Source organism: Myceligenerans cantabricum (assembly GCF_054777735.1).
In genome coordinates, this window is record NZ_BAAHAJ010000005.1 from 44,828 (window position 1) to 58,076 (window position 13,249).

Consider the following 13,249-nt stretch of genomic DNA (forward strand, 5'->3'; position numbering starts at 1 on the left):
CGGTTTCAGATCTCGTCGACGGTGGACGCCGAGTTGGGGCGCCGGGACAGGTCGATCCCGAGCTCCTCCGCGGCGCGGTACACCTCGTCGTCGGACTCCTTCATCTCGATGGCGGAGCCGTCGCTGGACAGCACCTCCACGTTCAGGCAGAGCGACTGCATCTCCTTCAGGAGCACCTTGAAGGACTCCGGGATACCCGAGTCGGGGATGTTCTCGCCCTTGACGATGGCCTCGTAGACCTTGACGCGGCCTGGCACGTCGTCGGACTTGATGGTGAGGAGCTCCTGCAGCGTGTAGGCGGCGCCGTACGCCTCCAGGGCCCACACCTCCATCTCGCCGAAGCGCTGACCACCGAACTGCGCCTTACCACCCAGCGGCTGCTGCGTGATCATCGAGTACGGACCGGTCGAGCGGGCGTGGATCTTGTCGTCCACCAGGTGGTGGAGCTTCAGGATGTACATGTAGCCCGTAGCGATCGCCTCCGGGAACGGCTCGCCGGAGCGGCCGTCGAACAGCCGCGCCTTGCCGTCCAGGCCGACCATGCGCGCGCCGTCCCGGTTCGGGCGCGTCGTGGCGATGAGCCCGCGCAGCGCGTCCTCCTGCAGGCCGTCGAACACCGGCGTGGCGACCGGGGTGCCCGGCGCGCTCGCACGTGCGACCTCCGGCAGGCTGTCGACCCACCCGGCCTTCGGGTCCTCGGCCTCGGCGACGTCCCAGCCCTGCTTGGCGACCCACCCGAGGTGCGTCTCCAGGACCTGGCCGACGTTCATCCGGCCGGGCACGCCCAGCGGGTTCAGGATGACGTCCACCGGGGTGCCGTCCTCGAGGAACGGCATGTCCTCGACGGGCAGGATCTTCGAGATGACACCCTTGTTGCCGTGACGACCGGCCAGCTTGTCACCGACCGTGATCTTGCGGCGGTTCGCGATGTACACGCGCACCAACTGGTTCACGCCGGCGGGCAGCTCGTCGCCGTCCTCCCGGTTGAACTCGCGCACCGCGATGACCGTGCCGGACTCGCCGTGGGGCACCTTGAGGGAGGTGTCGCGCACCTCGCGGGCCTTCTCGCCGAAGATGGCGCGCAGCAGGCGCTCCTCCGGGGTCAGCTCGGTCTCGCCCTTCGGGGTGACCTTGCCGACCAGGATGTCGCCGGCGCCGACCTCGGCACCGATCCGGACGATGCCGCGCTCGTCGAGGTCGCCCAGGACCTCCTCGGAGACGTTCGGGATGTCCCGCGTGATCTCCTCCGGGCCGAGCTTCGTGTCGCGCGCGTCGACCTCGTGCTCCTCGATGTGGATCGAGGAGAGGACGTCGTCCTCCACGAGGCGCTGCGACAGGATGATCGCGTCCTCGTAGTTGTGCCCCTCCCAGGACATGAACGCCACGAGCAGGTTCCGGCCCAGGGCGAGCTCGCCCTCGTCGGTGGCCGGGCCGTCCGCCAGGACCGAGCCGACCTCGACGCGCTGCCCCTCGTCCACGAGCACCCGCTGGTTGTAGCTGGTGCCCTGGTTCGAGCGGATGAACTTGTGCACGCGGTAGGAACCGGTGGTGCCGTCGTCGTTCGCGACCAGGATCAGGTCGGCGGACACCTCGGTGACCACGCCCGGCTTGTTCGCGACGATGACGTCGCCGGCGTCGATCGCCGCGCGGCGCTCCATGCCCGTGCCGACCACCGGCATCTCCGAGCGCACCAGCGGCACCGCCTGGCGCTGCATGTTCGCGCCCATGAGCGCGCGGTTCGCGTCGTCGTGCTCGAGGAACGGGATGAGGGCCGTCGCGACCGACACCATCTGACGCGGCGAGACATCCATGTAGTCGACCTCGATGGCCGGGATGTCGTTCGTCTCGCCGCCCTTGGTGCGGACCAGGACGCGGTCGAGGACGAAGGCCCCGTCCGCGGTCAGCGGCGTGTTCGCCTGCGCGATGACGTGGCGGTCCTCGTCGTCGGACGTCAGGTACACGACGTCGTCCGTGACGCGGCCGTCGATGACCTTGCGGTACGGCGTCTCGATGAAGCCGAACGGGTTGATCCGGCCGAACGAGGCGAGCGAGCCGATCAGGCCGATGTTCGGGCCTTCCGGCGTCTCGATCGGGCACATACGGCCGTAGTGCGACGGGTGGACGTCACGGACCTCCATGCCGGCGCGGTCGCGCGAGAGACCGCCCGGACCGAGCGCGGACAGGCGGCGCTTGTGCGTCAGACCGGCCAGCGGGTTGTTCTGGTCCATGAACTGCGAGAGCTGCGACGTGCCGAAGAACTCGCGGATCGACGCCACCACCGGGCGGATGTTGATCAGCGTCTGCGGCGTGATGGCCTCGACGTCCTGCGTGGTCATGCGCTCGCGCACGACGCGCTCCATGCGGGACAGGCCCGTGCGCACCTGGTTCTGGATGAGCTCGCCCACGGCGCGGATGCGGCGGTTGCCGAAGTGGTCGATGTCGTCGGTCTCGACGCGGACGTCGACCGGCTGGCCGTTGCGGGTGCCACCGATGGTGTCGACGTCGGCGTGCAGCGCGGCGAGGTACTTGATCGTCGCGACGATGTCGGAGACCGAGAGCGTCGAGTCCGCGAGCGGCGAGTCCGTGCCGACCTTCTTGCCGAGCTTGTAGCGGCCGACCTTCGCCAGGTCGTATCGCTTCGGGTTGAAGTAGAAGTTCTCCAGCAGCGTGCGGCCGGCCTCGACCGTGGGCGGCTCACCCGGGCGGATCTTGCGGTACAGGTCGACGAGCGCCTCGTCCTCGGTGTGGACGTGGTCCTTCTCGAGGGTGTCGAGCACCGACGGGAAGTTCGCGAACTCCTCGCGGATCTGCGCCTCGGTCAGGCCCAGCGCCTTCAGCAGCACCGTCACCGGCTGCTTGCGCTTGCGGTCGACGCGCACACCGACGGCGTCGCGCTTGTCGATCTCGAACTCCAGCCACGCACCGCGCGACGGGATCATCTTGGCGGAGAAGATGTCCTTGTCGCTGGTCTTGTCCGGGGTGCGCTCGAAGTACACGCCAGGGCTGCGCACGAGTTGCGAGACGACGACGCGCTCGGTGCCGTTGATGATGAACGTGCCGCGCGCGGTCATGAGCGGGAAGTCACCCATGAACACGGTCTGGCTCTTGATCTCACCGGTCGTGTAGTTCACGAACTCCGCGGTCACGAACAGCGGGGCGGCAAACGTGAAGTCCTTCTCCTTGCACTCGTCCGCCGTGTACTTCGGCGGCTCGAAGCGGTGGTTGGAGAACGACAGCGACATGGACTGACCGAAGTCCTCGATCGGCGAGATCTCCTCGAAGATCTCCTCCAGACCGGAAGCCTCGGGCACATCGGTCCGGCCGGCAGCCTTGGCCGCATCGACTCGGGCCTGCCAGTCGGAGTTGCCCAGCAGCCAGTCGAAGCTCTCGGTCTGCAGACCGAGCAGGTCGGGAACTTCGAGTGGCTCGTAGATCTTGGCGAAAGAGACGCGCCGGGAAGCGGTACGGTTCGCGATGGCGTCGGCGGACGGTGCTGAAGGGGTGCGCGAGGCAGCCAAGAGGGGTCCTTCCCTGCAGTACGGGGTGAACGCTGTACGCTCGGGTGCTGCAGGAAGCTCTGCCGGCTTCACCGGTGGTCCATGGGCATCCCGCCGAGGGATGTGACCAGGTCATTCGGGAAGCGAAGTGGCGGCGTCGAGGGCACACGCGGGCGCAAAGCGCTAGCATACCTATTCACTTCAAGTATGTCTACTCGCCGCCCGTCGTGCACGCCGAATCGACCTGGATCCGGAATTTGGTGCGTATCCGCACCGGTGCGACGAGACGGCACGAGGCCCGCACCCCGGCATTCCGGGCGTGCGGGCCTCGTAGCTGGTGACGATGCCCGACGACGGCGAGTGGCCGCGTCAGGCGATCATCTGCCCGAGGTGGGCGGAGGCCGGGCGGGCGGGCGGCGTGCACGACGGCGCACGCCCGCGCGGCCTCATCGGCTCACTTGAGCTCGACGGAGGCGCCGGCACCCTCGAGGGCAGCCTTGGCCTTCTCCGCGTCGTCCTTGCTGGCAGCCTCGAGGACCGCCTTGGGGGCGCCGTCCACCAGGTCCTTGGCCTCCTTCAGACCGAGGGACGTGAGGGCGCGCACCTCCTTGATGACGCCGATCTTCTTGTCGCCCGCGGCCGTGAGGATGACGTCGAACTCCGTCTGCTCCTCCTCGGCGGCGGCGCCACCGTCACCCTGAGCCGGGCCGGCCACGGCCACGGCGGCCGGAGCGGCGGCGGTGACGTCGAACTTGTCCTCGAAGGCCTTCACGAACTCGGAGAGCTCGATGAGCGTGAGCTCCTCGAAGGCAGACAGGAGCTCGTCGGTGCTGAGCTTCGCCATGGTGGCGTTCCTTTCACTTCAGCGCTTCGCGGGCAGCGCCCGCCAGAAGCAGGGGTTGTGTTCTCGGTACCACCGCGTCACGCGGCGGCACCCTCCGATTCCTGCTTCTGACGCAGGGCATCGATGATGCGGGCAGCCTGGGTGGGCTTGGCGTTGAAGGCGTACGCCGCACGGGTCAGCGTGGCCTTCAGGCCGCCGGCCACCCTGGCCAGCAGAACCTCGCGGGACTCGAGGTCCGCGAGCTTCGTGATCTCCGCACCGGTCAGCGGGTTCCCGTCAAGGACACCGCCCTTGATGACCAGTGCAGGGTTCGCCTTGGCGAAGTCACGCAGACCCTTCGCAGCCTCGACCGGGTCCCCGGTCACGAATGCGATGGCGGACGGGCCCTTCAGGTCGGCGTCGAGACCCTCGACACCGGCCTCCTTGGCCGCGATCCCCGTCAGCGTGTTCTTCACCACGGCGTAGGTTGCGTTGCCGCTGAGCGACCGGCGCAGATCCTTGAGCTGCGCAACGGTGAGCCCGCGGTACTCGGTCAGCACGGCCGCCCTGGAGTCACGGAGCTTGTCCGCGATCTCCGCGACGGCGGCTGCCTTGTCCGGCCTCGCCATGGCAATCCTTCCGGTGGTGGTACCACCGTTCCCTCGGGCACGAGCCCTGGGCGATTCCCCGCGGAACGAGAAGAGCCCCGGCGCAGGCGCACGGGGCTCGGAACACGTTCGGCCACGAGGGCCGGACGGATCGTCGTCGTTCACCTGCGCAGGCCTCCGCGTGCTCGCGGAACTTCGGTCCTGTTCTCCCCGTTCCCGGGCAGCGTCGGACGACCGGCGGTCTGTGGTTAAGACACCAGAGTACACGAGCGGCACGACCGACGCCGCGCGCACGGGCGTGCGCCGCGCCACACCCTCGCCCGGCCCGACCGCGGACCGCGGCGCAGGTGGGCGGGGCTCCGTCGCGGGTCAGAGGGACTCCAGCGCCGCGAAGCAGACCAGCGGGACCGGCTCTTCCGTCTCCGCGCACGCCGCCGCGAGCGCCGCCTCCGGGTCGTCCGTGGCGCGGAGGTGAGCGTGGAAACGGGGCATGACCTGCGCGGCGAGGGCGTCCGGCAGGGGTGCGACGGCTCCGATGACGGCGCGTGCGCCGAGGCGGAGCAGGACCGAGGTGAGGCCCAGCACCTCACCCCCGACCACTTCGGAGGAGCCACCGACCTCGCAGGCGGCGAGCACCACGACGGAGCCCGGCAGCCGCATGCCGTCGAGCTCGTGGGCGAACAGTGGGCCGTCGGCGAGCTCGATCGAGGCGAAGAGGGGGTTGTCGGCGTCGTGCCGGCCGTGCGCGGCGAGATGGACGACGTCGTGCGTGGCGAGCGCCTCGCGGACGGCCGCCGTGGTCGCGGCGTCACCGGCGAGCACGGTCGCACCGGGCCACTCGTGACCGACGGCGTTCACCTCGGCGGGGCCATGGACCACGCCGGGGCCGCTGGCCGCGAGCAGGCGCCTGCCGTCACCCGGGCGCGCCTCCGACCGGCCACGGGCGACGTGCGAGTTCACGGACGTGCGACGTCCCTGCCGCGAGGGGAGTGCCGCCCACGGGATGCCGAGCAGCGGGTCACGGGCCACCACGTGCAGGTCGCCGTCGACTCGCAGGGGGGCGAGGACCGCGTCGTCGAGCCTCTTGAGGGTGCGGCCGAGCGAGGCGCGGGCGGCCGCGCGGAGCGGCGGAGGAATGTTCTCGTTGGCCGCGACGGCGACGTCGGCCCGGACTCGCCGGATGCGCTCGGTGGCTTCGTCGGGCACGCCGAGGTCGACGAGCTCCGCTCTCCTGGCGTCGACGCGGATCGCGCGCAGACGTCCGCGAAAGACGGTGAAGTTGACGACGACGGCGTCGCCGTCGAGCGCTCGTACCGTCTCGCGGGTGGTCACCGGCCGCTGGACCTCGGCGTCACCGGCGTGCAGCCAGGAACGCTCGCGGACCTGCGCCTGGATGCGGCGTGCGCGACGGTTGAGCTCGTCGCGCCGGGTGGAGTGCGCGGCGTCGGCAGGGAGCTCGCGGGCCGCCGTGAGGAGACCGCGGGCCTCGGTGAGGAGCTCGGCGGCCTGCGGGTCGTCCGGCGGCGTGACCCTGCCGGCGCCGGCGAACGTCGACCGGCCGCGTTCCAGGGCGTCGAACAGCGCGGCGGCGCGCCCGGTCTCCAGCGCGGCCCCGACGTCGACCAGCTGCAGGTCGACGCCGTGCACCGCGGCCGCCGTCACCGACTCGACCGCGCCGAGCCGCGAGCGATGCTCGCCCAGGAGACGAAATCCCTGCCGCACCGCCCGCAGGCCTCGGTCCCGGTTCCCCTCGGCGAACGCGAGCTGCGCCGCGAGGACGAATCTCTGCACCCGGAACGTCAACGGGCTGGCGGGGTCGTCACGACCGACGGCGTCGAACGTCGCGCGGGCCCGCTGGAGGTCCCCGGCGAGCACGAGCCAACGGGCGGCGACCAGCCGCGCCGCGTCACCCGGGTCGTGGCCCAGGAAGGAGCCGGAGACATCGCCCTCGGCGGCGGCGTCCAGCGCTGCGGACGCCCGCCGGCGGGCGGTGGCCCGGGCGGGTGTGCTGTGCCGCGTGGCAGCGAGCTCGGCCTCGAGCTCCAGCACCCGCGCGAGGGACGCCATCGCGTGGGTCCCGACCTCGGCGTACCGGCGGCGTGCCCGCCGCGCGGTCCGCCGCGCGGCGTCGTACTGGTGGAGACCGAGCAGGCAGCGGGCGTGGTACCACTCGGCCTCGGCCTGTTCGGCCCGGTGCTGGGCGCGCGCCAGCTGGCGGACGGCCTTCTCGAGGAGACGCTCGGCATCCTCGAGGAGGCCGCTGTCGAAGAGCACCTCGGCGCGGCCGAGGAGCGGGATCCCGTCTTCACGGTCGGGCGCGGCGTCGTGGGATCGCTGCATCGAGACGAGCGCGCCGGGCAGGTCGCCCAGCGCGTACTGCGCGTAGCCGACGTTGCCCAGCGCGATCGAGACGAACAGCGGGTCGCCCAGCGCCGTCGCGTGGTCGTACATCGCCTGGTAGTCGCGCTGCGCGGCCCCGAACATGCCGACCTCGCTGTGCGCGTTCCCGAGGTTTCCGTAGGTGACGAGCATGTCCCGGTGGTTGCGCACGTCAGAGAGTTCCAGGGCCTCGGTGAAGTATCCGAGCGCTCCGCGGGGGTTGCCCGACCGCAGGTGGAGCATGCCTCGCTGCCCGATCGCGAGACTCTTCAGGGACCGGCCGGCGGAGCCGGTGGCGATCGCTTCGGCGTCGTCGCAGAGGCTCAGCGGCTCGTCCAGCGAGTTGGTGATCGTCTGCACCGACCATGCCAGGCCCAGCCGTGCACGCACGGCCAGGTCCTCCCACTGCTGCCGCCGCTCGCGACCGAGGCCGGCCGGGCCGATCGCCGCCAGGTCACGGAGCAGGCCACGGTAGACCGACTCGGCGGGCATCCAGCGCGCTCTGCTGTTGTGCTCGCGCGCGACGTCGAGCTCGGCCGCGAGCGCTTCCCATGGCCCGGTGTCGTCGTCCACTGTCGTCATCCCGGAACTATCGGGTAGCCACGGGCTCCGGCAGACCTGTCGTCGCCTGGACGGCGGACCAGGCGTCCGCCACCCGGTCACGACCCAGGCCGTGGCGCCGCCGGTCCAGGAGCTCCTGTGCCAGCTCCCCGGCGAGCACCGGTGCGGCGAAGGAGGTGCCGCTCCACGACGCGAACCCACCCGTGTAGTCGTCCGGGTCCGCCGTCTCGCGCACCGGGTCCTCACCGACGAGGGTCGACTCCAGGGGGCCGTTGGCGGTGATCGGCATCGTGCTCAGCACATCCCTGCCGTGCCGCACGCACGTCACCCACGGGCCGTCGTTGCTGAAGTCCGCGAGCGTGCCGTTGGGGTTCGCCGCGGCGACCGAGAGGATCGGCGGGTACTCCGCGCGCAGGTCGTTCGGGTCGAGCGGCTCGGCGCGGTCCCCGAGCCGCCGGACCCGCGGCGCCCAGGCCGACGGGAAGACCTCCCGCTCGTTCCCGTCGTTGCCGGCCGAGACGACCACCAGCACGCCCTCCCGGCGCAGGTCGCGCAGGACGCCCCGGAGCACGCCCTCGTAGTCGTCGTCGGCGACCGCCTCGGGCTGGAACCCCATCGCGAGCACGACGACGTCGACCGCCGCGTACCCGTCGAGCCCGGCGACGCCCCGGAGGTGGTATTCGAGCAGGCGCTCCAGCGTCCGGGTCAGGTCCCACTCCCGGACGAAGCCGTCCGTGGACATGGCACGCACCGGCAGGAGCGCGGCGTCCGGGCACGTCTGGTGCACCACTCCCGCGATGAAGGTGCCGTGCCCGAGGAACGGGTTGAGACCGTCCGGGGACGAGTGCGGCTCGTCCTCGGTGAAGGTGCCGATCGGCCTGTCTTCGACCTGGGCGTCGCGGATCACGACGGTGTCCCCGTCGAGCCAGGGGTGCTCCCCCAGCCCCGTGTCGACGATGGCCACGACCGGGCGAGGTGTGCCGTCGCCGGCCAGCCAGGGGGACGGACCGTCCCGGTACGCGCGGCGCGGGGCCGGGCCGGGGCGGTGCGCGGGCTCACGCTCACCGGGGACGGGGTGGCCCACCGGCCCTCGGTGCCCTGCGAGCACGTGGTCGAGCCCGACGCGCTTGCGTTCGCCCTCGTCGACGCCGGCCGCCACGTCGTCCAGCAGGTCCCACACGTCACCGTCGTCGCCGTCTCCCGCGAGGTGCAGGGCGAGACCGGGGCGGGGCACCTCCTGGCGGGACCTGGCGGACTCCAGCCACTCCTCCTGGAGGGCGAGATTCCGCTCGGCGGCGCGCTCCCGCAGCAGGTCGAGCAAGGGGTCCGGGTCGTCGCCCGGCATGGTCCGGATGATCAGGCGGTCGGCGACGTATCGCGTCGACGCCAGGGAGATCTCCCGACGGCAGTGCGCCGTGTCCGGGTTCAGGTCCCGAACCGGGCGCCAGCCACCGGTGTGGTCACGAACGTGTGGGGTCTCGGGGAAAGAGCTCACTGGTCACCTCTCGCTTCTCGATGGTCTGCGCGTCGTGGACGTGGCCTCCCCCTGGGGACCACTGTGCGGTACCGCTCCCCCCTTGGCCACGAAAATGCGCGGCTGACTGACTACAGTTCGATCACGGGCGTGCTCACCGCGCCGCCGTGCGCTTCCGGGCGGCGCACGATCAGGCTCGCCGCGCCGCGCTTCACCCTCGGGAACGAGAACCGTCCGTCCTCGTCGGCCTCCGTCGTCTCGAGCTCCGCCCCCGGCCGGCGCAGCTCGACCGTGTACGACGGCGTGGGCACCGCGATCCACCCGTCCACCCGCACCAGGCCTGCCCGCTCGCGCGAGAGCTGGATCATCAGCGTGAGATCGCCGTGCGTGAAGGAGATGGTCCGCGCCTCCGTCGGCGCGTCCTCCGTCGGCGCGGCGGCCGAGCGGACGCCGGCCAGCGGCTCGGACAGCTGGACCGCTTCCATCATCTCGGCCTCGAGACCCGCGAGGGTCGTCGCGAACAGCGCTCGCTCGACCAGGTCGGCGGGCATCGGGTCGACCCGGCCAGCGACGTCGGCAAGCTGCGCGAGGACCGCGAGATCGGCATCGTCCAGCGGCTCGTCCGGCGAGAGCGAGAGCTCCTCGTCCCGGATGTGCGGGAGGTTCCGCCCGTTCAGATCCATGCGCCGCCTCCCTGCAGGTCCAGCTCGGAGCGCAGCTTGGCCAGGCAGCGGCCCCGCGTGGCACCGATGCTGCCGACCGGCATGCCGACCGCTTCCGAGATCATCCGGTAGTTCGGACGATCCGCCTGGGCGACCAGGTGCAGCAGCTCGCGGCAGCGGTCGGACAGGTTGCCGAACGCCTGCCACAGGAGGCGGTCACGTTCCTTCGTCAGCACCTGCGTGTCCGGCTGCGGCGCGGGATCAGGCACCGCCGTGTTGCGGGCGGGGTCGTCGTCGGGCAGTTCAGCGAGCTGTGTGGCGTCCGCGCGGCCACGTTTGACGGCATCCCAGGCAGCCCTCCGGGCCGTGGTGATCAGCCACTTGAGGACCGCTCGCGGCTCCTCGATGCGGTGCGCGTGCTTGACGAGCTGCACCCAGGTGTTCTGCACGATGTCGGACGCCTCGTCCCTGCCCACGCCCTGGGCACGGACCGTCGTCCACAGCAGCGGGCTGACCTCGCGGACCACGACGTCCAGACAGGCCGTGCGGCCTTCCCGGTACTCGAGCAGCGCGTGCGCCGCCCGCTCCCCGAGCGTGGTGGCGGGAGCGTCGGAGGATTCTGGTGCGGACGGAGCGTCGCAGGGCCTTGTCATCGCCTCGGTGCGGGGTCTCGTCGTCCACTGATGCGGACGAACCTGTACTGGACCCTGCAAATATACGGGGGCACTCCGACACGTACTACGTGCCTGAGCCCACGTGACCGGTGCGCGCACCCGGAACTCACCTTCTCTGGGACGAAGCGACTAGCGCCTTCCACCGATATGGAGGGCGTGCGACGCACTCTGATACATCCCCGTGCACGACGAACGACGCCGGCCCGCACCTCCTCGCGGAGACACGGGCCGACGTCGTCAGCAGGAGGGCTCGGCTCAGACGGCCGGGGTCTCCTCCAGGAGGCGCGTGACACGGGACTGGTCGAGCGGGATGCCCGGGCCCATCGTCGTGGTCATGGTCGCCTTCGTGATGTAGCGGCCCTTCGAGGAGGACGGCTTGAGACGCAGCACCTCGTCGAGCGCCGCACCGTAGTTCTCCACCAGCGCCTCGTCCGAGAAGGACACCTTGCCGATGATGAAGTGCAGGTTCGCGTGCTTGTCGACGCGGAACTCGATCTTGCCGCCCTTGATCTCGGACACGGCCTTGGTCACGTCCATCGTCACGGTGCCGGTCTTCGGGTTCGGCATGAGACCGCGGGGGCCCAGCACCTTGCCGAGGCGGCCGACCTTGCCCATGAGGTCCGGCGTCGCGACCGCGGCGTCGAAGTCGGTGTAACCGCCGGCGACCTTCTCGATCAGCTCGTCGCCGCCGACCTCGTCGGCCCCGGCGGCGCGCGCCTCGTCCGCCTTGGCGGCGTTGGCGAACACGATGACCTTGGCGGTCTTGCCCGTGCCGTGCGGCAGGTTCACCGTGCCACGGACCATCTGGTCCGCCTGACGCGGGTCGACACCGAGACGGAACACGACCTCGACGGTCGCGTCGTACTTGGTGGTCGTCGTCTCCTTCGCGAGACGGACCGCCTCGAGCGGTGCGTAGAGCGCGTCGCGGTCGATCTTCGCGAGCGCGTTGCGGTAGTTCTTGCCCTGAGCCATGTTTCTAGCCTTTCCTTCGTGGTCGTAGCGGGCCTGCCGGCCCTGCCACAGTGATGCCCGGCGACGATCGCCGGGCACCCGGTTCCGCTCGGATCACTGGGAGACGGTGATCCCCATCGAACGGGCGGTGCCCGCGATGATCTTGGCGGCAGCGTCGATGTCGTTCGCGTTGAGGTCCGGCATCTTCGTCTCCGCGATCTCCTTGACCTGGTCCATCGTCAGGTTGGCGACCTTGGTCGTGTGGGGCGTGCCCGAGCCCTTCTGGACACCCGCCGCCTTCTTGATGAGCTCCGCGGCCGGCGGCGTCTTCGTGATGAAGGTGAAGGAGCGGTCCTCGTAGACCGTGATCTCCACCGGGATCACGTTGCCGCGCTGCGACTCGGTCGCCGCGTTGTAGGCCTTGCAGAACTCCATGATGTTCACGCCGTGCTGACCCAGCGCGGGACCGATCGGCGGGGCGGGGTTCGCCGCACCGGCCTGGATCTGGAGCTTGATGAAGCCGGAGACCTTCTTCTTGGGAGGCATTTTCTGCGCTTTCTGTCGATGGGCCGACGCCGTGGGCGATGACCCGGTTGCACGGGAAAGGGGGGAGGATCAGATCTTGGCGACCTGGTCGAACCCCAGCTCGACCGGGGTCTCCCGGCCGAAGATCGAAACGAGGACGTGGAGCTTCTGAGACTCCACGTTGATCTCGGAGATGGTGGCGGGCAGCGTGTCGAACGGACCGTCCGTGACGGTGACCGACTCGCCGACCTCGAAGTCCACGTGGATGGGCGCCCTGGCCGACGCACCGGACGCACCGGCCTCGGAGGCGGCCTTCCCGCCGGCGGCCGGCTCGGCCTGCACGGTGGGCGCGAGCATCGAGTAGATCTCGTCGAACGTGAGGGGGACGGGCTGGTGGGTATGGCCCACGAAGCCGGTCACGCCCGGCGTGTGGCGCACCGCGCCCCACGACTCGTCGGTGAGATCCATGCGCACGAGCACGTACCCGGGGATGCGGACCCGGCGCACGATCTTCTTCTGCGCGTTCTTGATCTCGGCCACCTCTTCCATGGGGACCTCGATCTGGAAGATGTAGTCCTCCATGTTCAGGCTCTGGATGCGGTTCTCCAGGTTGGCCTTCACGCGGTTCTCGTAGCCCGCGTAGGAGTGGATGACGTACCAGTCGCCCGGCTGCGCACGCAACGTGCGCTTGAACTCGGCGACCTCGTCGACGACCAGGTCGCCGTCGGCGTCCTCGGCCGTGGCGCCCTCCTCGCCGGCAGGACTCTCGTCCTCGGCGTGGTCCGCCGGCTCCTCCGCCTCGTCGGCAGCGTCCGCAGGCACGTCGGCGTTCTCGGTGTCCACGGTCACATCACCGGCCGCCTCGGCGCTCTCGGCGTCGGGCAGCTCGACGTTCTCCGTCTGGTCCAGAGAATCCTGGGACACGTACGAACCTGCTTTCTTCTCCTGGCCGGGGAAGGACCCCGGCACGATCTTGCGGACGCGGTGGCTCGGATGCAGCCTTCGGAACACGACACCACACCCGGCCCCTATTGTCGCGCAGTGCGCGCGCCGAAGGGCGATGAATCATGCCCCACGACCTGTGCCGTGTGACAC

At 70.5% G+C, this 13,249-nt stretch carries 10 protein-coding genes; all 10 read right to left on the reverse strand.

Annotated features, from left to right (window positions below):
- Positions 1-5: 5 nt before the first annotated feature.
- Positions 6-3,518 carry a DNA-directed RNA polymerase subunit beta gene (rpoB, locus tag ACYU96_RS05115; protein WP_460749798.1) on the reverse strand — a complete coding sequence of 1,171 codons (3,513 nt, stop codon included), beginning with the start codon at positions 3,516-3,518 and terminating at the stop codon, positions 6-8.
- A 433-nt stretch (positions 3,519-3,951) separates the two neighbouring features.
- Positions 3,952-4,341 (reverse strand): 50S ribosomal protein L7/L12, encoded by a 390-nt coding sequence (gene rplL, locus ACYU96_RS05120; RefSeq protein ID WP_460749801.1) that lies wholly within the window; start codon positions 4,339-4,341, stop codon positions 3,952-3,954.
- Between the two features lie 77 nt (positions 4,342-4,418).
- Entirely contained in the window at positions 4,419-4,949 is a 531-nt protein-coding gene (gene rplJ / locus ACYU96_RS05125; protein WP_460749803.1) for a 50S ribosomal protein L10, read from the reverse strand.
- Between the two features lie 348 nt (positions 4,950-5,297).
- Positions 5,298-7,889, reverse strand: coding sequence for a CHAT domain-containing protein (locus tag ACYU96_RS05130; protein ID WP_460749805.1), 2,592 nt, complete (start codon positions 7,887-7,889; stop codon positions 5,298-5,300).
- A gap of 7 nt (positions 7,890-7,896) precedes the next feature.
- Entirely contained in the window at positions 7,897-9,363 is a 1,467-nt protein-coding gene (locus tag ACYU96_RS05135; protein WP_460749807.1) for a S8 family peptidase, read from the reverse strand.
- Positions 9,364-9,473: 110 nt separating this feature from the next.
- A complete protein-coding gene (locus ACYU96_RS05140) occupies positions 9,474-10,025 on the reverse strand; it encodes a hypothetical protein (RefSeq protein WP_460749809.1) in 552 nt (183 codons plus the stop codon).
- Entirely contained in the window at positions 10,016-10,657 is a 642-nt protein-coding gene (locus tag ACYU96_RS05145; protein ID WP_460749812.1) for an RNA polymerase sigma factor, read from the reverse strand. The genes ACYU96_RS05140 and ACYU96_RS05145 overlap by 10 nt, the downstream gene beginning before the upstream one ends.
- Before the next feature lie 276 nt (positions 10,658-10,933).
- Entirely contained in the window at positions 10,934-11,650 is a 717-nt protein-coding gene (gene rplA, locus ACYU96_RS05150) for a 50S ribosomal protein L1 (RefSeq protein ID WP_460749815.1), read from the reverse strand.
- Positions 11,651-11,743: 93 nt separating this feature from the next.
- The gene (rplK, locus tag ACYU96_RS05155; RefSeq protein WP_460749818.1) at positions 11,744-12,175 is read right to left on the reverse strand and encodes a 50S ribosomal protein L11; all 432 of its coding nucleotides are present in this window, start codon (positions 12,173-12,175) and stop codon (positions 11,744-11,746) included.
- A gap of 69 nt (positions 12,176-12,244) precedes the next feature.
- Positions 12,245-13,078: a transcription termination/antitermination protein NusG gene (gene nusG, locus ACYU96_RS05160; RefSeq protein ID WP_460749821.1), complete on the reverse strand. Its 834-nt coding sequence runs from the start codon at positions 13,076-13,078 to the stop codon at positions 12,245-12,247.
- Between the last annotated feature and the right edge of the window lie 171 nt (positions 13,079-13,249).

Excerpts from the sequence above, each read along its gene's own strand:
- rplL (WP_460749801.1), bottom strand. The coding sequence starts at position 4,341 with ATGGCGAAGCTCAGCACCGACGAGCTCCTGTCTGCCTTCGAGGAGCTC.
- rplA (WP_460749815.1), bottom strand. The coding sequence starts at position 11,650 with ATGGCTCAGGGCAAGAACTACCGCAACGCGCTCGCGAAGATCGACCGC.
- rplK (WP_460749818.1), bottom strand. The coding sequence starts at position 12,175 with ATGCCTCCCAAGAAGAAGGTCTCCGGCTTCATCAAGCTCCAGATCCAG.
- ACYU96_RS05140 (WP_460749809.1), bottom strand. The coding sequence starts at position 10,025 with ATGGATCTGAACGGGCGGAACCTCCCGCACATCCGGGACGAGGAGCTC.
- ACYU96_RS05130 (WP_460749805.1), bottom strand. The coding sequence starts at position 7,889 with ATGACGACAGTGGACGACGACACCGGGCCATGGGAAGCGCTCGCGGCC.
- ACYU96_RS05145 (WP_460749812.1), bottom strand. The coding sequence starts at position 10,657 with ATGACAAGGCCCTGCGACGCTCCGTCCGCACCAGAATCCTCCGACGCT.
- rplJ (WP_460749803.1), bottom strand. The coding sequence starts at position 4,949 with ATGGCGAGGCCGGACAAGGCAGCCGCCGTCGCGGAGATCGCGGACAAG.